Origin of the sequence: Paracoccus luteus (genome assembly GCF_004522155.1) — a bacterium.
Taxonomy (GTDB): Bacteria; Pseudomonadota; Alphaproteobacteria; order Rhodobacterales; family Rhodobacteraceae; genus Paracoccus; species Paracoccus luteus.
Map to the genome: position 1 here is coordinate 246,979 of NZ_SDEA01000002.1, position 18,831 is coordinate 265,809.

The 18,831-nt window shown below is 69.6% G+C and carries 22 protein-coding genes; 10 read left to right on the forward strand and 12 right to left on the reverse strand.

Features of this window, described 5'->3' with window-relative positions; translation table 11 throughout:
• Nucleotides 1–41 precede the first annotated feature (41 nt).
• Complete coding sequence (locus EPA64_RS04055) at nucleotides 42–845, reverse strand: response regulator (protein WP_134724970.1); 804 nt, start codon at nucleotides 843–845, stop codon at nucleotides 42–44.
• 92 nt (nucleotides 846–937) lie between these two features.
• Between EPA64_RS04055 and EPA64_RS04060 the strand changes: the two genes are divergently transcribed.
• Genes EPA64_RS04060 through EPA64_RS04070 form a run of 3 tightly spaced genes read left to right on the forward strand, consistent with a single transcriptional unit; the run spans nucleotide 938 to nucleotide 3,478 of the window.
• Nucleotides 938–1,084 (forward strand): NepR family anti-sigma factor, encoded by a 147-nt coding sequence (locus EPA64_RS04060; RefSeq protein ID WP_134724971.1) that lies wholly within the window; start codon nucleotides 938–940, stop codon nucleotides 1,082–1,084.
• A gap of 8 nt (nucleotides 1,085–1,092) precedes the next feature.
• On the forward strand, nucleotides 1,093–1,677 hold the full coding sequence (locus EPA64_RS04065) for an RNA polymerase sigma factor (protein ID WP_134724972.1): 585 nt from the start codon (nucleotides 1,093–1,095) through the stop codon (nucleotides 1,675–1,677).
• Nucleotides 1,678–1,690: 13 nt separating this feature from the next.
• On the forward strand, nucleotides 1,691–3,478 hold the full coding sequence (locus tag EPA64_RS04070) for a histidine kinase dimerization/phosphoacceptor domain -containing protein (protein ID WP_134724973.1): 1,788 nt from the start codon (nucleotides 1,691–1,693) through the stop codon (nucleotides 3,476–3,478).
• Nucleotides 3,479–3,512: 34 nt separating this feature from the next.
• On the opposite strand, the gene EPA64_RS04075 is transcribed toward EPA64_RS04070, so the two are convergent.
• The 6 genes from EPA64_RS04075 to pqqA form a co-directional block, all read right to left on the reverse strand.
• Nucleotides 3,513–4,307, reverse strand: a complete 795-nt coding sequence (locus EPA64_RS04075) for a quinoprotein dehydrogenase-associated SoxYZ-like carrier (RefSeq protein ID WP_134724974.1) — start codon at nucleotides 4,305–4,307, stop codon at nucleotides 3,513–3,515.
• The gene (gene pqqE / locus EPA64_RS04080; protein ID WP_134724975.1) at nucleotides 4,304–5,446 is read right to left on the reverse strand and encodes a pyrroloquinoline quinone biosynthesis protein PqqE; all 1,143 of its coding nucleotides are present in this window, start codon (nucleotides 5,444–5,446) and stop codon (nucleotides 4,304–4,306) included. The genes EPA64_RS04075 and pqqE overlap by 4 nt, the downstream gene beginning before the upstream one ends.
• The gene (gene pqqD / locus EPA64_RS04085; RefSeq protein ID WP_134724976.1) at nucleotides 5,443–5,844 is read right to left on the reverse strand and encodes a pyrroloquinoline quinone biosynthesis peptide chaperone PqqD; all 402 of its coding nucleotides are present in this window, start codon (nucleotides 5,842–5,844) and stop codon (nucleotides 5,443–5,445) included. Before pqqD ends, pqqE begins: the two co-directional genes overlap by 4 nt.
• A complete protein-coding gene (gene pqqC, locus EPA64_RS04090; RefSeq protein ID WP_134724977.1) occupies nucleotides 5,841–6,596 on the reverse strand; it encodes a pyrroloquinoline-quinone synthase PqqC in 756 nt (251 codons plus the stop codon). The genes pqqD and pqqC overlap by 4 nt, the downstream gene beginning before the upstream one ends.
• Nucleotides 6,593–7,477: a pyrroloquinoline quinone biosynthesis protein PqqB gene (gene pqqB / locus EPA64_RS04095; protein WP_134724978.1), complete on the reverse strand. Its 885-nt coding sequence runs from the start codon at nucleotides 7,475–7,477 to the stop codon at nucleotides 6,593–6,595. Before pqqB ends, pqqC begins: the two co-directional genes overlap by 4 nt.
• Before the next feature lie 77 nt (nucleotides 7,478–7,554).
• Nucleotides 7,555–7,647, reverse strand: a complete 93-nt coding sequence (gene pqqA / locus EPA64_RS04100; RefSeq protein WP_019353469.1) for a pyrroloquinoline quinone precursor peptide PqqA — start codon at nucleotides 7,645–7,647, stop codon at nucleotides 7,555–7,557.
• Between the two features lie 159 nt (nucleotides 7,648–7,806).
• On the opposite strand from pqqA, the gene EPA64_RS04105 reads away from it, so the two are divergent.
• The 3 genes from EPA64_RS04105 to adh all read left to right on the forward strand — a co-directional run bounded on the left by EPA64_RS04105 (nucleotide 7,807) and on the right by adh (nucleotide 11,555).
• Nucleotides 7,807–8,859 carry a quinoprotein relay system zinc metallohydrolase 2 gene (locus tag EPA64_RS04105; protein ID WP_134724979.1) on the forward strand — a complete coding sequence of 351 codons (1,053 nt, stop codon included), beginning with the start codon at nucleotides 7,807–7,809 and terminating at the stop codon, nucleotides 8,857–8,859.
• 72 nt (nucleotides 8,860–8,931) lie between these two features.
• A complete protein-coding gene (locus tag EPA64_RS04110) occupies nucleotides 8,932–9,873 on the forward strand; it encodes a GAF domain-containing protein (protein WP_134724980.1) in 942 nt (313 codons plus the stop codon).
• Between the two features lie 155 nt (nucleotides 9,874–10,028).
• Nucleotides 10,029–11,555, forward strand: a complete 1,527-nt coding sequence (gene adh, locus EPA64_RS04115; protein WP_134724981.1) for an aldehyde dehydrogenase — start codon at nucleotides 10,029–10,031, stop codon at nucleotides 11,553–11,555.
• A 54-nt stretch (nucleotides 11,556–11,609) separates the two neighbouring features.
• On the opposite strand, the gene EPA64_RS04120 is transcribed toward adh, so the two are convergent.
• The gene (locus EPA64_RS04120; RefSeq protein WP_134724982.1) at nucleotides 11,610–12,272 is read right to left on the reverse strand and encodes a hypothetical protein; all 663 of its coding nucleotides are present in this window, start codon (nucleotides 12,270–12,272) and stop codon (nucleotides 11,610–11,612) included.
• A gap of 139 nt (nucleotides 12,273–12,411) precedes the next feature.
• Between EPA64_RS04120 and EPA64_RS04125 the strand changes: the two genes are divergently transcribed.
• The 3 genes from EPA64_RS04125 to argC are packed head-to-tail and all read left to right on the forward strand — an operon-like array spanning nucleotide 12,412 to nucleotide 14,769.
• On the forward strand, nucleotides 12,412–13,473 hold the full coding sequence (locus EPA64_RS04125) for a DNA topoisomerase IB (RefSeq protein WP_134724983.1): 1,062 nt from the start codon (nucleotides 12,412–12,414) through the stop codon (nucleotides 13,471–13,473).
• Nucleotides 13,470–13,811: a DUF779 domain-containing protein gene (locus tag EPA64_RS04130; RefSeq protein ID WP_134724984.1), complete on the forward strand. Its 342-nt coding sequence runs from the start codon at nucleotides 13,470–13,472 to the stop codon at nucleotides 13,809–13,811. The genes EPA64_RS04125 and EPA64_RS04130 overlap by 4 nt, the downstream gene beginning before the upstream one ends.
• A 40-nt stretch (nucleotides 13,812–13,851) precedes the next feature.
• Nucleotides 13,852–14,769, forward strand: coding sequence for an N-acetyl-gamma-glutamyl-phosphate reductase (gene argC, locus EPA64_RS04135; protein WP_134724985.1), 918 nt, complete (start codon nucleotides 13,852–13,854; stop codon nucleotides 14,767–14,769).
• Nucleotides 14,770–14,840: 71 nt separating this feature from the next.
• On the opposite strand, the gene EPA64_RS04140 is transcribed toward argC, so the two are convergent.
• The 4 genes from EPA64_RS04140 to EPA64_RS04155 form a co-directional block, all read right to left on the reverse strand.
• Nucleotides 14,841–14,999 (reverse strand): Trm112 family protein, encoded by a 159-nt coding sequence (locus EPA64_RS04140; RefSeq protein ID WP_134725131.1) that lies wholly within the window; start codon nucleotides 14,997–14,999, stop codon nucleotides 14,841–14,843.
• A 41-nt stretch (nucleotides 15,000–15,040) separates the two neighbouring features.
• Nucleotides 15,041–15,676, reverse strand: coding sequence for an LON peptidase substrate-binding domain-containing protein (locus tag EPA64_RS04145; protein WP_134724986.1), 636 nt, complete (start codon nucleotides 15,674–15,676; stop codon nucleotides 15,041–15,043).
• 2 nt (nucleotides 15,677–15,678) lie between these two features.
• Nucleotides 15,679–16,587 (reverse strand): thioredoxin family protein, encoded by a 909-nt coding sequence (locus EPA64_RS04150; protein ID WP_134724987.1) that lies wholly within the window; start codon nucleotides 16,585–16,587, stop codon nucleotides 15,679–15,681.
• A 323-nt stretch (nucleotides 16,588–16,910) separates the two neighbouring features.
• A complete protein-coding gene (locus EPA64_RS04155; protein WP_134724988.1) occupies nucleotides 16,911–17,702 on the reverse strand; it encodes an exodeoxyribonuclease III in 792 nt (263 codons plus the stop codon).
• A 40-nt stretch (nucleotides 17,703–17,742) separates the two neighbouring features.
• On the opposite strand from EPA64_RS04155, the gene EPA64_RS04160 reads away from it, so the two are divergent.
• Nucleotides 17,743–18,720 carry a glutathione S-transferase family protein gene (locus EPA64_RS04160; RefSeq protein ID WP_134724989.1) on the forward strand — a complete coding sequence of 326 codons (978 nt, stop codon included), beginning with the start codon at nucleotides 17,743–17,745 and terminating at the stop codon, nucleotides 18,718–18,720.
• Nucleotides 18,721–18,831: the final 111 nt, after the last annotated feature.

Genomic DNA, 18,831 nt, shown 5'->3' on the forward strand with positions numbered 1-18,831 from the left:
CGCCCGGCTTCTTCTTGGTCCAAATACTCTCGCCGAAGGCGTCAGGCCGCCCCCAGCCCCTCGGTCGAGGCGAAGAACATCGCCTGGCTGACCGCCGAGCGGACCTGTTCCTCGGAATAGGGCTTGGAAATCAGGAACGCCGGCTCCGGGCGGTCGCCGGTCAGCAGCCGTTCCGGGAAGGCGGTGATGAAGATCACCGGCACGTCGCCCAGGCTGCCCATCAGCTCGTTGACCGCATCGACGCCGGACGACCCGTCGGCCAGCTGGATGTCGGCCAGGATCAGGTCGGGGCGGCGGTCGGCCGCCAGTTCGATGGCGGCGGTGTGGGTGCGGGCGATGCCGGTCACCTCGTGGCCCATCGCCTGCACGATGCCCTTCAGGTCCATCGCGATGATCGTCTCGTCCTCGATCACCATGACGCGGCCGCGGATCGCGCGGCCCATCTCGTTCAGGGCGATCTGGACCAGCTCCTCGGCCTCGTCCTGTTCGACCTGCATGATCTGCGCGATCTGGTCATAGCGCAGTTCCTCGATGGTGCGCAGCAGCAGCGCCTCGCGCGAGTTGGCGGTCAGGCCGCGCAGGTGGCTTTGCGCCGTCGCCTCGCGGCCCGGCTGGTCCTCGACCTCGACCGGCTGGCCCGAACTTTGCCAGATCACGTGAAAGGTGCGGAACAGCCCGATCCGCGTATCCTCGCCGTTCATCAGCGACCGGTCGGCCAGAATCGCCTCCAGCGTGGCGGCGGCGTAATTGTCGCCGGCGGTCTGGCTGCCTGTCAGCGCGCGTGCGTAACGGCGCAGATAGGGCAGCTCACGGCCGATGGATTGGGCAAGATCAGCAGCGGACATGGCAACCTCAAAAACTTGTCCCTTTCGGGAACTTTCACGAACGTCTAACGGTTGGCCACCGTGCGCACAAGATTTCTGGGATAAACAAAAAAATGAACATAAGGCGGGAAGAGCGCAAGCGCGCCGCCATCGAGAAGCAGATCGACGAGAATCTGCGGAAGGTGTATGAGCAGGAAAGTTCGCAGGACGTGCCGGATCGCTTCCTGTCGCTGCTGCAGCGATTGCGCGAGCAGGAGTAACAGACGAGATGACCCGCACGACAGAAGCGAATGCGCGGTCCGGCGACGACCCGCGCAGCGAGCTTGTGAACCACCTGCCCGCGTTGCGGGCCTTTGCGCTGTCGCTGACCCGCGAGGGCGCGTCCGCCGACGACCTGGTGCAGGACACAATCGTCAAGGCCTGGACCAACATGGACAAGTTCCAGGCGGGGACGAACCTGCGCGCCTGGCTGTTCACCATCCTGCGCAACACCTTCTATTCCGCCCGCCGCAAGACCCGGCGCGAGGTCAGCGACACCGACGGCATCCACGCCGCCCGGCAGGCGACCCGCCCCGAGCATGACGGGCGGCTGGCCATGAACGATTTCCGCGTCGCGTTCGAGCAGCTGCCCGACGAACAGCGCGAGGCGCTGATCCTTGTCGGCGCGTCCGGTTTTTCCTACGAGGAGGCCGCGGGCATGACCGGCGTCGCCGTGGGCACGGTCAAGTCGCGCGCCAATCGCGGGCGGCGGCGGCTGGCCGAGTTGCTGCACATGGTCGAAGGCGAGGAACTGGACATGACCGATCGGGCCACCAAGGCCGTGATGGCGGCGCATCAGCCCGTTTCCCGCTAAGGCGCGCGGCGGCATGGCACGCCCGTCGGGCGATCTGTTCGGCTTTACCCGCAGCCTGGGCTTTCGGCTGGCGATGCTGCTGACGATCGCCATCCTGCCCATCGGGCTGATCTCGATCATCCAGACCCTGCATCTGTCGCGCGAGGCCGAGCGGTCGGCCGAGCTGGCGCTGCTGGGCCGGACCAGCGCGGCCGCCGCGGGCGAACGCGCGCTGCTGCAAAGCGCCATCGGCACGGCGGACGCGCTGGGGCCGGCGGTGCTGACGACGCTGGACGACCCGGCGGCCTGTTCCGAGGTGATGGGCAATTTCATCCAGCGCAGCGCCAGTTTCGTGTTCGCCGGCTTCACCCCGGTCGACGGGATCAACCGCTGCAATTCCGGCGCGACGCCGCCGCGCGACCTGACGTCCTCGCCGCATTATCAGGCGTTCATGCGCAGCCCGTCCACGCTGGTCACGGCGACGCGGCGGGGACCGATGTCCGGGCAGTCCGTGGTCATCGTCTCGCAGCCGCTGTATCGGGACCGCGAACTGCTGGGCTATATCGCCGTCTCGCTGTCGCACGACCTGCTGCGGTCCACCCACAGCATGACGCCGGGCACGGACGGCGCGCATATCGTGACGTTCAACGCCGCCGGCCAGACGCTGTCGTCGGACAGCGACGAAGACACCGCCGCCATCCTGCCGCAGGACACCACGCTGGCGCAGTTGGTCGCGCGGCGTGAAACCACCTTTGCCGAACGGTCGAACACCGGCGAGAACCGCGTCTTCGCCGTCGTGTCGGTCGTGCCGGGCCTCGTCTATGCCCTGGGCAGCTGGAGCCCGCGGCAGACCGGCATCGCCGGGCTGGGCCTGTCGCGGTTCGCCGCCGTGGTGTTCCCGCTGGCGCTGTGGGCGGTGTCGCTGGCGGTGGCGTATTTCGCCGTCTATCGGCTGGTGCTGCGCCATGTGCGCGAATTGCGCGGGCAGATGCGCCGCTTTGCCATCGGCGACCGGTCCACCCCCCCGCCGGTGCTGCAGAACGCCCCGGCCGAGATCGCCGACGTCAGCGAGACGTTCCACAACATGGCCCGCATCCTGATCCGCGACGAGGCCGCGATGGAGGAGGCGGTGCAGGAAAAGACCGTCCTGCTGAAAGAGGTCCACCACCGGGTCAAGAACAACCTGCAGTTGATCGCCTCGATCATCAACATGCAAAGCCGGGTGATCGACCACGCCGACGCGAAACGGGTGCTGCGCTCGGTGCAGGACCGGGTGCAGTCGCTGGCGACGATCTATCGCAACCTCTATCAGGCCGAGCATCTGGATTCGGTCGAGGCCGAGCGGCTGGTCGCCGACATCATCCAGCAGATGAGCTCGGCGACCGTCGCCACCGGCACCGAGATGCGGATCGAGACCAGCCTGGAACCGCTGACCCTGCTGCCCGACCAGGCCGTGCCGCTTAGCCTGCTGACCAACGAGGCGTTCACCAACGCGGTGAAATACGCGGGGCGCGCCGACCCTGACACGCCCGCCTGGGTGCGCGTCACGCTGGCGCGCGACAAGGACGAATGGGCGTCCTTGCGGGTGGAAAACTCGCTGGGCCCGGAAAGCCGCGAGATGGAGGGGACGGGGCTGGGCAGCCAGCTGATCGAGGCCTTTGCCATGCAGCTGGAGGGCGAGGCCGAGGTCGCGGCCGAGAACGGCGTCTATCGGGTAGAAATGCGCTTCCGCCCCGCCACGCCGCAGCGCGAGGCGCATCGCGCCGAGGAGGCGCGCCCCGTCGTGCTGACGTCCAAGGCGCGCGCGGGGGCGCGGCACTGACGCGGAACAGGCGCGGGCGGGGCCGCGCCCGCGCTCAGCTGCCCGGCGCGAAGGTTTCGCTGAACGCGCGGCCCTCGGTGTCGGTGGCGCTGACGGCGACGGGCTGCCCGTTCGGGACATAGCCCAGCCGGAACACGGGGTTCTCGGAAATCGAGATGCCCCCCTCCATCGTCATCAGCATCTCGTCGCCCTGCCGCAGCGCGACGGTCGAGATGAACTCGGCCGGGATGTCGAGCAGCGTGACCTGATCGCGCTGCAGCCCCGAGAAATTGGGGTGGCGGATCATCAGCGTGCCCATCACGCGGCCGTCCGCGGGTTCGGTCTTCCAGCGCATCTGGCCCATCGTCGCGCGAACATCCCCCGACTGGCCCGCGGGCGCGGCGCAGCCCCCCGACGCCTTGACGAACCGCCCGGCCATGACCTGCCGCCCGTCGTCCAGCGTGGCGATGGCGCGCACGTCGGAATAGGCGTCGACGCGGACCCGCACCTCGAAATCCAGGGGGCCGGTCGCGGGGCCGAAGGTGAACTCGCCCGCGACGGGCGCGGGGTTTTCGTCGATCACCAGCGTCAGGCTGGCGATGCGCGGCGCGTCCCTGGGCTGGGTGATGCGGATCGGGACCAGCGCCGGGTTGTCGGCGCGCGGCGGCGCGTCGAGGTCCAGCACCGCCGGATCGACCGGCGGCTCGGTTTCGGTGCCGATGATCGACGACCGCAGATCGTCCCAAGCGGGCGAGGCGATCAGCGGATTGTCGGCGGCCCATGCGGGCGCGGCCCATGCGGCCAGCGCCAGCGGAAGCAGGCGGGGCAGCAGGCGAAGGGGTGCGGTCATGTCCGGGGCGCCTCCTCTCGCGCCATGCGGCGGTGGATGAAGTCGTCGGCCGGCGCCGCCGCATCGGCGTCGGCCCGTGCGTGGATGGCGGCATTCAGGGGCGAGCGGCTGCACACCGGGTCGGTGGCCGACGCCTGTCCCGCCATTGCCATAGCCTGACAGCGGCAGCCGCCGAAATCCAATGTTTTCCGCTCGCAGCTGTGGCACGGTTCCGGCATCCAGGCGGTGCCGCGAAAGGCGTTGAACGCCTGCCCGTCGTGCCAGATGTCCGCAAGCGGCCGGTCGCGGACGTTGTCGAAGGTCAGATCCGGGATCGTCTGCGCGGCGTGGCAGGGCAGCACCGTGCCGTCGGGCGTCACGTTCAGCCCGGTCGATCCCCAGCCGCCCATGCAGGCCTTGGGGAACCGCGCGTGATGGTCGGCGGGCACATAGTCGATGACCATCCGCCCGCGCAGGTCGATGCGCGCGGCATCAACGACGCGCCGGGCCTCGGCCGCCTGTTCGCGCGTCGGCATCAGCGCGCTGCGGTTCAGGTCGGCCCAGCCGTGGAACTGCACCGTGGCCACCTCGATGCGCCGCGCGCCCATCGCCAGCGCCAGCTCGATCATCTGCGGCAGGGTGTCCAGGTTTTGGCGATGCACCACGGCGTTGATGGTCAGCGGAAAGCCGACCTCGGCGATCCAGCGGGCGACCTGCATCTTGCGGTCCCACGACCCCTGCATCCCGCCGATGCGGTCCGCAGCGGTCCGGCCCACCCCCTGCAGCGACAGCTGGACATGGTCCACCCCGGCCGCGTCCAGTTCCCGCAGCCGCGCCAGCGTCAGCCCCAGCCCCGAGGTGATGAGGTTGACGTAAAGCCCCGCGTCCCGCGCCCCGCGCACGATGTCGGCCAGATCGCGGCGCGAGGCGGGCTCGCCCCCCGAGACATGGGTCTGCAGCACGCCAAGCGCCGCGGCCTGCGCGAAGACGTCGGCCCACTGCGCAGCCGTCATCTCGGCGCTGGCGCGGGTCAGCTGGACCGGGTTGGAACAATAGGGACAGGACAGCGGGCAGCGGTGGGTGACCTCGGCCAGCATGGCGACGGGCAGGCCGGGCGTGACGGGATTGCCCTGGAAGTCCCGGGGTCCGGCGATAGTCATGGCATCCTCACGAAGACCATGCGGCGGTCGATCAGCCCTTGCAGGAACTGGCGGACATCGGCGTCGATCTGTTCGGCGGGCGCGGCATAGCGGGCGGCAAGGTCGGCCACGATGGCGCCCAGCGTCCGGCCGTCCAGCGCGGTCAGGATCGCCTGCCCGACCGCATCAAGCTGCATCGCGCGTTCGGGCGCCTGCAGGATCGCCATGTCGCGCACATGGTCGCGCGCCAGCCGGACCCCGCGCGGCAGGAACGGCACGGTGTCGGCGGCCAGCGCCGGGTCGGGCGGCGGCGCGGTGAAGCCCGCGGCGTCGGACCGGGGCGCCGCCCCGGACCCCGGGATATTTGCCGCCAGAAGATCGGGCGAGGCGACGCTGGCCGCTTGCGGCTGCGCGGTCATGGCAGCAGCCCCTGGCCGGGCCGCCATGCGCCGGGGGGGATGTTGCCCGCGACATAGCCGTGCCACAGCGCGTCAAGCTGCGCCCACAGCACGTCGGTCTTGAAGGTCAGCGCGGCGGCGGCGGCGTCCTGTTTTTCCAGCGTGTCGGCGCGGTCCAGCACCCAGTTCAGGCCAAAGGCCACGTCCTTGGGCGCCTCGGCCAGGCGGGTGCGGAAATAGGACAGGGCGGTTTCGTCGGCAAAGTCATAGTGGCGCAGCAGCCCCTCGATCCGTTCGGCGTGGATGCGGGGCGCGAACATCTCGGTCAGGCTGGCGGCGACCGCGTCCAGCAGCGGCATGTCGCGGACAAAGCGGACATAGGCGTCGACGGCAAAGCGGGTGGCCGGCATCACCCCCGCACCGCTGGCGACATAGTCAGGGTCGAGGCCCACCGCACGGGCCAGCGCCAGCCAGCGGCGGATGCCGCCGCCCTCGGTGACGCCGCCGTCGTGATCCTCGATCCGGGACCGCCAGACGCGGCGCAAATCGGGGTCGGTGACGCGCGACAGGAAGGCCGCGTCCTTCATCGGGATGCGCGACTGGTATTGCCAGCGGTTGATGACCCAGGCGCGCACCTCGTCGGGGGTGCAGTCGCCGCCGTGCAGGCGGCGGTGGAACGGGTGCAGGTCGTGATAACGCTCATCCCCGATCCGGCGCAGCCGCGCGTGGAACGCGTCGCGGGAGAGGGGGAGATTGGGGGTGGGGGCGTTCACAGCGTGATCTCCATGCCATCGTGGCCGACCTGCCAGCCGGCGGCGCGGACCTGCGCCGATTCCGGCGATGCGGGGTCGCAGAGCGGGTTCGAGTTGTTGACGTGGACATAGACGCGCCGGGCGGGCGCGGTCAGGCGCGACAGGCTGCCATCCGGGCCGGACACCGGCATGTGGCCCATGCGGCGGCTGGTCTTGGTCCCCAGCCCCGCGCGGATCATCTCGTCATCCGTCCACAGCGTGCCGTCGAACAGCACCAGATCGGCGCCGCCGATGCGGTCGGCCAACCAGCCGGGCAAGTCGGCGCAGCCGGGGATGTACAGCGCCCGGCGGCCGTTCGCGGCCAGTTCCACGCCGACGGTGGTTTCGCCGATCAGGTCGGTCTGCACCGTCTCGCCTTCCAGATACAGCGGCACCTTGCCGGGCACGGCAAAGATCGTGGCGGTCAGGCCGGGGGCGAGTTCGACGGGCTGGTCCATCGCCAGCGGACGGCGTGGCACCAGATCGGGGTTCAGTGCGGAAAACACCGGGTTCGCGTCCAGCACCGCGTGGATCGCGGGCGTGGCCAACAGGTCGAACCGCTGGCTTTCACGCAGGGTCAGCAGCCCCGCCACGTGGTCGATGTCGCCGTTCGTGACCAGCACCGACCGCAGCGGCAGGTCGCGCAGTCCGGTCGGATGCAGTGCGGACGTCGCCGCCAGCTGCGCGCGGATGTCGGGCGAGGCGTTCAGGATCGCCCAGGCTTGTCCGTCGGCGCTGACGGCAAGGCTGCTTTGGCTCATCGGGGCCAGCCGGCCCGTTCGGGCGGCGGCGCAGTTGGGGCAGCCGCAGTTCCACTGCGGCAGGCCGCCGCCGGCACCGGCCCCCAGGATGATGATGTGCATCGCCGTGCCTGCTGCGGTCGGGGACGGAACGGCCCCGCCCGATGCTGCCGGGCGGGGCCGCTGGCTGTCGCGGCTGTTCAGAACAGAACCGGTTCGTCCTCGGCCGGCGCATACATGTTGATTTCCATGCCGCAGGCGATTTCCTTGAGGGCGGGTTTGGTCCAGGCCATGTCGTCTCTCCCTTGGTGAAACCGGGCAAGCCGGTCGAGCGATCAGGCTAAGGCGGTGGCGGCGGCTGGCAAGCAGACGAAAGTGGCAGGCGGGCAAAGAAACCCGAATGCAGGCGGCAGGCGGGAAACTTGCCCCGCCATTAACGGGAAGGTTCGGCAATGCATGTTCTGATCTTGACTGCCTGTCTGGCCGCCTCTCCCGGGGTTTGCGCGCCGCGACTGCTGCCGGGCGGGCTGGGCGACACAGCCGCAGCCTGTGAGGCGCGGGGTGATTCGGTCGCCGCAGACTGGATCGCCGGGCATCCGGGGCTGGTCGCACAGGGCTGGACCTGCGCGCCGCTGTCCGACGCGCCCGTGCTGGCGGTGACGGAAACCGCGCCCGGCATCCACGTCCACCGCGGCGCCGATGCGGCGCTGTCGCCCGACAATCGCGGCGGGATTGCGAACCTGTCCTTTGTCGTGGGCACGGAGCGCGTGGCGGTGATCGACCCCGGCGGCACCCGCGAACAGGGCGATGCGCTGTTCGCCGCCATCCGCCGCGCCACGCCGCTGCCGCTGGGGCCGGTGATCCTGACCCACATGCACCCCGACCACATCGCCGGGGCCGAGGTGTTCGCCGAGGCCGGCGCCGAGATCATCGGCGACGCGCGGCTGCCTGCGGCGCTGGCCGCCCGTCGCGCGACCTGGATGGAAAGCATCCCGGCGCAGATCGGGGCGCAGGCGTGGCTGGGCACCGTGCTGGTCGATCCGACGCGGCTGGTCGATGCGCCCGCGACGTTCGACCTGGGCGGCCGCAGCCTGCGGCTGAACCCGGTGCCGCGCGCCCACACCGACGGCGACCTGACCGTGCGCGACGACCTGACCGGGACGCTGTTCACCGGCGACCTGGTGTTTCGCGGCCTGACGCCGGTGGTGGACGGATCGCTGAAAGGCTGGTTGGCGTGGCTGGCGCAGCCCGCGCAACCGGGGCCGGTGGTGCCGGGTCACGGGCCCGTCGCGCCCGCGCTGGACCGGGCCGCCGCGGACGAGATCCGTTACCTGACCGCGCTGCGGGGCGCGGTGCGGGCGGCGCTGGACGCGGGACAGGGGCTGTCGCAGGCGGTGCCCGCCATCGTCGCGGCGATGACGCCGCAGCGCGCGGGCTGGGCCGATTTCGACGCCACCACCGCCCGCAACGCCGCCGCCGCCTATGCCGAGATGGAGTGGGACTGACCCGCCCCTTTCGCATGGCTTGCCGCCGCGCCGCCCCCCGCTGCTATAGTTGCAGGGGGGAGAGAGCGAATCATGGCCCAGCGGCATCACGCGGACATGGTGATCCAGCGCACGCATGCGGCGGGCGACCTGTCGGCGCTGACCGCAAGCTGGCGGCGGTCGGCGGTCAAGCACGGGCTGGACCCGGCAGCGCAGCCGCGCGGCCCGCGCATCGACGGCGCGGCGCTGGCCCAGCGGCGGCAGCGCATGGACGGGTTCCTGCACGTCGCGGCGCCCCAGATCGACGCGCTTTACCGGCTGGTCGGCGCCTCGGGGTGTTCGGTGCTGCTGACCGACGCCGAGGGGATCGTGCTGGACCGGCGCGTGGCCGACGCGGACGCCGCGGCGTTCGACGGCTGGGATCTGGCCCCCGGCACAGACTGGTCGGAATCGGCGCAGGGCACCAACGGCATCGGCACCTGCCTGGTCGAGGGGCGGCAGGTCATCATCCACCGCGACGAACATTTCCTGTCGCGCAACACCGCGATGAGCTGCCTTGACGCCCCGATCCACGGCCCCGAGGGGCAGGTGATCGCGGCGCTGGACGTGTCGTCGGCGCGCGCCGACCAGACCGAGCCGATGAACGCGCTGATCGGGGCGATGGTCGGCCAGACCGCCCGCCAGATCGAGGCCGCGTATTTCCGCGCGGCCTTTGTCGGCGCGCGGTTCGTCGTGGCGGGCGACAGCGGCGAATCGCTGGTCGCGGTGGACCGGGACGATCTGGCCATCGGGGCCACGCGCGACGCCCGCCGGGCGCTGGGGCTGCCGCGGCTGGGCGCGCTGAAACCCCGGCCGCTGGCCGACCTGATCGGCCGCGACGACGACATGCAGGGCCTTGACCGCGCCGAGCGCGCGGCGCTGACGCGGGCGCTGGCGCGGGCCGACGGCAACGTCTCGGCCGCGGCGCGCGCGCTGGGGGTGGGGCGCGCCACGCTCTATCGCAAGATGGCGCGGCTGGGGCTGGACGCCCGATGATGACGGCGCCCCCATTGTCTCACCCATGAGACAACCGGGCGCGGAAATCGACCGCGGCCGAATTGACCGGACCGGGTCCGCCGCCGCAGCATGACGGCCGACCCGGAGCCGAGGAGCCGGGACAGACCGACAGATCGACATCAGGGAGGATGACGATGCCGAACGACCAGACGCATGAGTTCAAGGGTGTCAGCGCGATGCCCTTCGCCAAGCGCTACGACAACTTCATCGGCGGCGACTGGGTCGCGCCCAAGGCCGGGCGCTATTTCGACAACACCACGCCGATCACCGGCGCCTCGATCGGCGAGATCGCCCGGTCCGACGCCGATGACATCAACGCCGCGCTGGACGCCGCCCACGCGGCCGCCGACGGCTGGGGCCGCACCAGCCCGCAGGCCCGCGCCACGGTCCTGCTGAAGATCGCCGACCGGATGGAGCAGAACCTGGAACTGCTGGCGACGGCGGAAACCTGGGACAACGGCAAGCCCATCCGCGAGACGATGGCCGCCGACCTGCCGCTGGCGATCGACCATTTCCGGTATTTCGCCGGGTGCCTGCGCTCGCAGGAAGGCTCGCTCAGCCAGATTGACGACGACACCGTCGCCTATCACTTCCACGAGCCGCTGGGCGTCGTGGGCCAGATCATCCCGTGGAACTTTCCGCTGCTGATGGCCTGCTGGAAGCTGGCGCCCGCGCTGGCCGCCGGCAACTGCGTGGTGCTGAAACCGGCCGAGCAGACGCCCGCGTCCATCATGGTCTGGGCCAGCGTGATCGGCGACCTGCTGCCGCCGGGCGTGCTGAACATCGTCAACGGCTTCGGGCTGGAAGCCGGCAAGCCGCTGGCGTCGTCGAACCGCATCGGCAAGATCGCCTTCACCGGCGAAACCTCGACCGGGCGGCTGATCATGCAGTATGCGTCCGAAAACCTCATCCCCGTCACGCTGGAACTGGGGGGCAAGTCGCCCAACATCTTCTTTGCCGACGTCGCGCGCGAGGATGACGATTTCTTCGACAAGGCGCTGGAAGGGTTCAGCATGTTCGCGCTGAACCAGGGCGAGGTCTGCACCTGCCCGTCGCGCGTGCTGATCCAGGAATCGATCTATGAGCGGTTCATGGAACGCGCGGTCAAGCGGGTGCAGGCGATCAAGCAGGGCGACCCGCGCGAAAGCGACACCATGATCGGCGCGCAGGCGTCCAAGGAACAGCACGACAAGATCCAGTCCTATCTGGACATCGGCCGGGGCGAGGGCGCCGAGGTGCTGACCGGCGGCGGCGCGGCCGACCTGGGGGGCGAGCTGTCCAGCGGCTATTACATCCAGCCGACGATCTTCAAGGGCAACAACAAGATGCGGATCTTCCAGGAGGAGATCTTCGGCCCGGTGGTCTCGGTCACGACCTTCAAGGACGAGGACGAGGCGCTGTCGATCGCCAACGACACGCTTTACGGCCTTGGGTCGGGCGTGTGGTCGCGCGACATGAACACCTGCTATCGCATGGGCCGCGGGATCAAGGCCGGGCGGGTCTGGACCAACTGCTATCACGCCTATCCCGCGCATGCGGCCTTTGGCGGCTACAAGCAGTCGGGCATCGGGCGCGAGACGCACAAGATGATGCTGGACCACTATCAGCAGACCAAGAACATGCTGGTCAGCTATTCGCCCAAGAAGCTGGGCTTCTTCTGAACCACTGCGCGGCGCGCCCCCAAGGGGCGCGCCGTCCGCATCCGGCGGTCGCGGTCACAGTTCTGGCGCGCTTGTCGATGACTGCAACCGCGTTGCATCCCTCAGCTCTTCGGCCTGCTTTTCCGCCCATTGCGGATAGATCGATTCGTAATGGACGAACGGGCTGACGGACATCACGGCATAGCCGCGGATCACGCCGCCCATGTCGCTGATCTGGTAATCGGTCTGATAGGCGCAGCTTGCATCGGTCTGACGAACGGTCAGGCTGACACCAGTCGTCGGCGTCCGCCCCAGTCCGCGCGGCTCAAGGATGATCGGAACCTCGCCACAGGGATTGAACCCGTATTCGCGCTGGCCGTCATACTTGAACTTCCATCCCGATGACGGGTTCTCGCCGTATTTCTCCAGGAATGCAGAAATATAGGGATCGGCCGCCTGGTCCTTGTCGGGAAAGACCTCGGCGCGGTGCACGCTTGCGACCATGCGCCCCCGCGGTGTGTCCACGACGTTCAGCGTCAGAAGGTCGGGGAACTCTTCTTTCCCGTCAGGATACGCCTTGAACTTTTCGCCCCTGCCCAGGACGATCGGACCCTTGTTGTCATCCGCCTCGAACGCCGGAACACTGCATTTCCAATCCTCTTGCGTGTATCCGATTTTTTGCGGGTTTGATGGTCCGGCAAGAAAGCTGCCCCGAAATGGAACACCTGCCGCACGCAACTATGCAGGTGGCAACTCGTCTGGCAATGGGCCCGCGCTGCGGACTGGTGGCCGCCTGCTGGCCGCATCCGCAGATCCACGGCAAGCCGCTGAACCGCGATCCCCCTTGCGGCGTTCCGCACGACAACGGATGCGGGTCATGGCCAACGACAGCGGCACCATCGTCGATCCCCAGGACGCCGCCGAAAGCGTCGGGCTGGTCTATGTCACCGACGCCGGCCCCGGCATCACGCGCCGCCGCGCGGGCAAGGGGTTTTCCTTTCGCGACGCCGACGGCCGCGCCATCAAGGACAAATCCACGCTGGCCCGCGCCCGGTCGCTGGCGATCCCGCCCGCCTGGACCGACGTCTGGATCTGCCCCGATCCGAGCGGCCACATCCAGGCCACCGGCCGCGACGCCAGGGGGCGCAAGCAATACCGCTATCACCCCCGTTTCCGCGAGGTGCGCGACAGCACCAAATACGAACGCATGCTGGATTTCGCGGCCGCCCTGCCCGATTTGCGGGCGCGCGTGGACGCCGACATGGCGCGGCGCGGGATGGTGCGCGAAAAGGTGCTGGCGACCGTCGTGCATCTGCTGGAAACGACCATGATCCGGGTCGGCAACGCCGATTACGCCAAACAGAACAAGTCGCACGGCCTGACCACGCTGAAGGACCGCCACGTCAGCGTGTCGGGCGCGCAGGTCAAGTTTTCCTTCAAGGGCAAAAGCGGCAAGCAATGGACGCTGGACGTCCGCGACCGCCGCGTGGCCCGCATCGTCAAGGCCAGCCAGGATCTGCCCGGCCAGCATTTGTTCCAGTATCTCGACGACGACGGCCAGCAACGCGGCGTGACCTCGGGCGACGTCAACGCCTATCTGCGCGAGATTACCGGCGCCGACATCACCGCCAAGGATTTCCGCACCTGGACCGGCACGGTGCTGGCCGCGCTGGCGCTGGCGGAATACGACGCGGCCGACAGCCAGGCGGCGGCGAAACGCAACGTGCGCGACGCGATCGAGCGGGTGGCGGCGCGGCTGGGCAACACGCCCACGATCTGCCGCAAATGCTATGTCCATCCGGTGGTGATCGACAGCTATCTTGCCGACGAACTGGCGCTGGACCTGCGCGACGAGATCGAGGACGAACTGGACGAACCCGCCCTGCGCCCCGAGGAACGGCGCGTCCTGACCTTCCTTCGCGAAAGGCTTGCCGCATGACGACAGATCGCGACCGCGTGACCGCCACCCCCGCCGCGCTGGCGCTGCTGGCCCGGATCGTGGCCGATCACGGCCCGGTCATCTTCCACCTGTCGGGCGGCTGCTGCGACGGGTCGTCGCCGATGTGCTATGCGGTGGGCGATTTCCGGCTGGGCGAACGCGACGTGCTGCTGGGCCATGTCGGAGATGCGCCGTTCTATACAGGCGGCGCGCAGGCGGCGGCCTGGGCCGACACCGACCTGCTGATCGACGCGGTCGCCGGCCGTGGCGGCATGTTCAGCCTGGACAACGGGCGGGATGAACGCTTCGTGGTGCGCTCGCCCACTTGCGCCGTCTGACCGGACGGGCCACATCGGGCCGGACGGAATGGGGACGATCATGGCGCACAAGGTTTTCATCGACGGCGAGGCTGGCACCACGGGGCTGCAGATCCGCGACCGGCTGACGCGCCGCGACGATATCGAGCTGATCCAGATCGATCCTGCACGGCGCAAGGACGCGGACGCGCGGCGCGAGGCGATGGCGGCGGCCGACGTGGCGATCCTGTGCCTGCCGGACGAGCCCGCCCGGCAGGCGGTGGCGCTGGCGGATGGGCTGCCCGGTGGCGGGGACGTGCGGTTCATCGACGCCTCCAGCGCGCATCGGGTGGCCGAGGGCTGGACCTATGGGTTCCCCGAACTGACGCCGGATGCCCGCGCTGCCATCGCGGCATCGGCGCGGGTGTCGAACCCCGGCTGCTATGCGACGGGGGCCATCGCGCTGCTTGCGCCGCTGGTCGCGCGGGGCGTGCTGGCGGCGGACGAGGTGGCTTCGATCAACGCCGTCAGCGGCTATACCGGCGGCGGCAAGGAATTGATCGCCGAGATGCAGGGCGAGGGCGCGCCCGATCACTTCGTCTATGCGCTGGCCCAGTCCCACAAGCACCTGCCCGAGGTCATGGCCCATTCCCGCCTGACCAGCCGCCCGGTCTTTGCCCCGTCAGTCGGGCGGTTCGCGCAGGGCATGGTCGTGCAGGTGCCGGTGCAGCTGAACGGCCGCCGCATCGCCGACCTGCACGACGCGCTGGCCGCGCATTACGCGGGCGAACGCTTCGTGCGCGTCACCCCGCCGCAAGCGCGCGTGGTGCCCACCGCGCTGAACGGCACCAACGAACTGGAACTGTCCGTGCATGGCAGCGACGACAACGGCTGCGCCGTGCTGGTCGCGGTGCTGGACAACCTCGGCAAGGGCGCGTCGGGCGCCGCCGTCCAGAACCTGAACCTGATGATCGGCGCGGCCGAGGACGCGGGGCTGTAAGCCCTTCTTCTTGGCTGAAATACTCCACGGGGGTCCGGGGGCGTGAAGCCCCCGGTGGCGGCCGCGCCCCCTCAGTCGGCCTTGATCTGGCGCGCCTCGCCGATCAGCATGATGGGGATGCCCGCGCGGATCGGGAACGCCAGTCCGGCGGTGCGCGACACCAGCTCCTGCCGGGCGGCGTCGTAATCCAGCCGGCCGTGGGTCAGCGGACAGACCAGCGCCTCAAGCATGTGGCGGTCAAAGGCGGGGGTGGCCGGGTCGGTCGTCTGGGTCAATGCATGCGCTCCTCGTCGTCGCCGCCGATGTGCAGCGCGAATTCGATCAGCCCGTCCAGCATGGCGCGGCGGTCGGGCATGGTCTCGGCCTCCAGCAGGGCCTGCTTTTCCTCGACCCCCAGCGGCAGCAGCATGGCCAGGCTGTTGACCAGCAGCTCGTCCTCGGCCTCTTCGGCCGCGTTCCAGTCGGTCGACAGCTCATGCGCCGCCATATAGCGGCTGAGGCGTTCCATGAACGCCGGCCGGTCGAAACCGGGGTCGTCGCCGGGCTGCGCGGCGCGGTCGCGCTTGAACCCCGACCAGTCCACGCGGCCGCGCAGATAGGGGGTAAAGCCCTCGATCGCCTCGACCAGCCGGAACCGCGATTCCGCCGCCAGCGAGATCATCATCCGCCCGTCGTCGGTTTCCGAAAACATCGTCACGCGCCCCGCCGTGCCGACGCCCGCCAGCCCGTCGCCCGCCGGCTGGATCATCCCGATCAGCCGGTGGCCGGATTTCAGCACGTCCTCCATCATCTGCAGATAGCGCGGCTCGAAGATCTGCAGCGGCAGGCGCGTGCGCGGCAGCAGCACCGCGCCCGGCAGCGGGAACAACGGGATCGTGTCCGGCAGCGTGGGCTCGCGGCGCGCCATCGTCAGGCGAAGATCAGCGACGACAGCCGCCGCCGGCCCTTTTGCGCCAAGGGGTCGTTCGGCTTCAGCGCGTCGAAGATGGTGATCAGCTGCGCCTTGGCCGCGCCGTCGTTCCAGTCGCGGTCGCGGCGGAAGGATTCCAGCAGTTGGTCGATCGCCTCCTCGACCCGGCCCGCGGCGTGCAGGGCGCCGGCATAGTCGATCCGCGCCTGGTGGTCGGCGGGGTCGGCCGCGACGCGCTGTTCCAGATCGTCCAGCGGCCCGGCGTTCGCGGCCTGCTGCGCCAGCGCCAGCTGGGCGCGCGCCGCCTCGACCGGGGCGGACCCGGCAATCGCGGCGGGCACGCGGGCCAGCGCCCCGGCGGCGGCATCGGTGTCGCCGCCCGCCAGCCGGGCGCGGATCAGCCCGCCCCAGGCCTGCGCGTTGTCGCCCTCTTCCTCCAGGATGGCCTCGAAGGTCTCGGCCGCGTCGTCGGCCGCGCCCTCGGCCAGCATCTGTTCGGCCGCCTCCAGCGCCGCGCCAAGGCCGCCGTCATCGCCGCCAAGGGCGATCAGCTTGTCCACGAACTTGCGGATCTCGCTGGGCGGCAGCGCGCCCTGGAACGCATCGACCGGCTGTCCCTGATAGAACGCGAACACCGTCGGGATCGACTGCACCCGCAGCTGCGAGGCGATCATCTGGTTCTTGTCCACATCGACCTTGGCCATGCGGACGCGGCCCTTGTGGCGCGTCACCTCCGCCTCCAGCGCGGGGCCGAGGGTCTTGCAGGGGCCGCACCACGGCGCCCAGAAATCGACGATGACCGGCACCTGCATCGAGGCGTCGATCACCTCGGCCATGAAGTCGGCCTCGGTCACGTCCTTGATGAAATCGGCGGTCTGCGGCTGGTCGCCCGCGCCCTGAAGCAACATCGCGATGGCCCTTTCGTGTTTCCGGTTTGCGGCAATATGGCCCCTGCACCGGGCGGATGAAAGGGGGCCGCGCCACGGGCGGAACGTCATCGCCCACGGGGCGTCGCGCCCCCGCCGCCCCGCGCCAGCCCGGACCTGCGGCGTCACCGCACCCGGCCGGCACCGCCCCACGAGACCCGCGCCGTCCGATCCGGTGCCGACGGCCGAACGGGCGACACCCCACCCGACAGCGGCGGCAGGGGGTCGATGATGTGGACGATCCCGCCGAGGCTGCCCGCCCGCCGGGACACCGCGCCGCGACAGGGCCGGGCGGCGGGTCCGCGTCAGACCGGCAGGTCGAAACAGGCCATCACCGGAACATGGTCGCTGGGCTGGTCCCAGCCGCGCACCGGGCGCAGGATGCGGCTGTCGTGGCCGGATGCGGCGATATCGGCGGTCGCCCAGATGTGGTCCAGCCGGCGGCCGCGGTCGGACGCCGACCAGTCGCGGTTGCGGTATGACCACCAGGAAAACAGCTTGCCTGCAGGGATGTCCTGCCGGGTGACGTCCACCCAGCCGCCCGCGTCCTGCGCCTCGGCCAGATGCGCGACCTCGATGGGGGTGTGGCTGACGGTGCGCAGCAGCGCCTTGTGCGACCACACGTCATCCTCGCGCGGGGCGATGTTCAGGTCGCCGACAAGGATCGAGCGTTCCGGCCTGTCCGCGCGGAAGGCGTCCCGCATGTCGGTCAGGTAATCCAGCTTCTGCCCGAACTTGACGTTGACCGCGCGGTCCGGCTCGTCCCCGCCGGCGGGCACATAGAAATTGTGGACCGTCACCCCGTTTTCCAGCCGCGCAGCGACGTGGCGGGCGTGGCCGAGGCCCGCGTGGTCACGCTCTCCCGCGTCCGCGATCGGCAGCCGGGACAGGATCGCCACGCCGTTATAGCCGCGCTGCCCGCGCGCGACCATCCAGCGGTATCCGGCGTCGTGGAACAGCTGCGCGGGGATCTTGTCGACCGGAGACTTGCATTCCTGCAGGCACAGGATGTCCGGCGCCTCGTCGGTCAAAAGCCGCAGGACCAGCGCCGAACGCAGCCGGACCGAGTTGATGTTCCAGGTGGCAACGGTGAACATGGCGGGCGGGATAGCCCGCCTTGCGCGAAAGGGAAAGCCGATGAACCAGCTTGTGGACGGCCGCTGGACCTATGGCCATGTCGGGGCCGATCCCGATCAGGGCGGCGATTACCGCCGCCAGAACGCCGGGTTCCGCAACTGGATCACCCCGGACGGGGCGCCGGGGCCAAGCGGGCGGGGCGGGTTCGCGGCGGAAAGCGGGCGCTATCACCTTTACGTCTCGTATGCCTGCCCGTGGGCGCACCGGACGCTGATCTTCCGCGAGCTCAAGGGGCTGGCCCGGCACATCGACGTGTCGGTGGTGCATCCGGTGATGGGGCGCGACGGCTGGTCGTTTGCGACCGACTTTCCCGGCGCCACCGGCGATCCGCTGCACGGGGCGGACCATATCCGCGACGTCTATCTGCGGGCCGATCCGCGGATGACGGGCAAGGCGACCGTGCCGGTGCTGTGGGACAAGGCGCAGGGCACCATCGTGTCCAACGAATCCAGTGAGATCATCCGCATGTTCGACAGCGCCTTTGACGCCATCACCGGCAGCGAGGTGCATTTCTGGCCGGCCGATCTGCGCCCGGCGTGCGAGGCGGTGAACGACCGTGTCTATCCCGATTTCAACAACGGCGTCTATCGCGCCGGGTTCGCCACCACCCAGGCCGCCTATGACGCTGCCGTGGGGCCGGTGTTCGACACGATGGCCTGGGCCGACGACCTGCTGTCGCGCAGCCGCTATCTGACCGGCGACCGCCTGACCGAGGCGGACTGGCGCATGTTCACCAGCGCCGTGCGGTTCGACACCGTCTATCACACGCATTTCAAGTGCAACCGCGCGTGGCTGCGCGACTATCCCCACCTGTGGGGCTGGACGCGCGAGCTGTATCAGATGCCGGGGATCGCCGCGACCGTGCGGCAGGACCACATCACGCATCATTATTACCGCAGCCATCCCGACATCAATCCGTTCGGAATCGTCCCGATCAACCCGGTCATCGACTGGGACGAACCCCACGGGCGCGGCTGACGCGCAAAAAAAAGCCCCGGCATAAAGCCGGGGCCAGGGACAGGGAGGAGGGAATGTGACCGCATCCCCGGTCACTGGGCTTCGCAGACAAAACACGCAAAAGGCGATTTG

Excerpts from the sequence above, each read along its gene's own strand:
- EPA64_RS04055 (WP_134724970.1), bottom strand. The coding sequence starts at position 845 with ATGTCCGCTGCTGATCTTGCCCAATCCATCGGCCGTGAGCTGCCCTAT.
- EPA64_RS04060 (WP_134724971.1), top strand. The coding sequence starts at position 938 with ATGAACATAAGGCGGGAAGAGCGCAAGCGCGCCGCCATCGAGAAGCAG.
- EPA64_RS04065 (WP_134724972.1), top strand. The coding sequence starts at position 1,093 with ATGACCCGCACGACAGAAGCGAATGCGCGGTCCGGCGACGACCCGCGC.
- EPA64_RS04070 (WP_134724973.1), top strand. The coding sequence starts at position 1,691 with ATGGCACGCCCGTCGGGCGATCTGTTCGGCTTTACCCGCAGCCTGGGC.
- EPA64_RS04075 (WP_134724974.1), bottom strand. The coding sequence starts at position 4,307 with ATGACCGCACCCCTTCGCCTGCTGCCCCGCCTGCTTCCGCTGGCGCTG.
- pqqE (WP_134724975.1), bottom strand. The coding sequence starts at position 5,446 with ATGACTATCGCCGGACCCCGGGACTTCCAGGGCAATCCCGTCACGCCC.
- pqqD (WP_134724976.1), bottom strand. The coding sequence starts at position 5,844 with ATGACCGCGCAGCCGCAAGCGGCCAGCGTCGCCTCGCCCGATCTTCTG.
- pqqB (WP_134724978.1), bottom strand. The coding sequence starts at position 7,477 with ATGCACATCATCATCCTGGGGGCCGGTGCCGGCGGCGGCCTGCCGCAG.
- pqqA (WP_019353469.1), bottom strand. The coding sequence starts at position 7,647 with ATGGCCTGGACCAAACCCGCCCTCAAGGAAATCGCCTGCGGCATGGAA.
- EPA64_RS04105 (WP_134724979.1), top strand. The coding sequence starts at position 7,807 with ATGCATGTTCTGATCTTGACTGCCTGTCTGGCCGCCTCTCCCGGGGTT.
- EPA64_RS04110 (WP_134724980.1), top strand. The coding sequence starts at position 8,932 with ATGGCCCAGCGGCATCACGCGGACATGGTGATCCAGCGCACGCATGCG.
- adh (WP_134724981.1), top strand. The coding sequence starts at position 10,029 with ATGCCGAACGACCAGACGCATGAGTTCAAGGGTGTCAGCGCGATGCCC.
- EPA64_RS04125 (WP_134724983.1), top strand. The coding sequence starts at position 12,412 with ATGGCCAACGACAGCGGCACCATCGTCGATCCCCAGGACGCCGCCGAA.
- EPA64_RS04130 (WP_134724984.1), top strand. The coding sequence starts at position 13,470 with ATGACGACAGATCGCGACCGCGTGACCGCCACCCCCGCCGCGCTGGCG.
- argC (WP_134724985.1), top strand. The coding sequence starts at position 13,852 with ATGGCGCACAAGGTTTTCATCGACGGCGAGGCTGGCACCACGGGGCTG.
- EPA64_RS04140 (WP_134725131.1), bottom strand. The coding sequence starts at position 14,999 with ATGCTTGAGGCGCTGGTCTGTCCGCTGACCCACGGCCGGCTGGATTAC.
- EPA64_RS04145 (WP_134724986.1), bottom strand. The coding sequence starts at position 15,676 with ATGGCGCGCCGCGAGCCCACGCTGCCGGACACGATCCCGTTGTTCCCG.
- EPA64_RS04150 (WP_134724987.1), bottom strand. The coding sequence starts at position 16,587 with ATGTTGCTTCAGGGCGCGGGCGACCAGCCGCAGACCGCCGATTTCATC.
- EPA64_RS04155 (WP_134724988.1), bottom strand. The coding sequence starts at position 17,702 with ATGTTCACCGTTGCCACCTGGAACATCAACTCGGTCCGGCTGCGTTCG.
- EPA64_RS04160 (WP_134724989.1), top strand. The coding sequence starts at position 17,743 with ATGAACCAGCTTGTGGACGGCCGCTGGACCTATGGCCATGTCGGGGCC.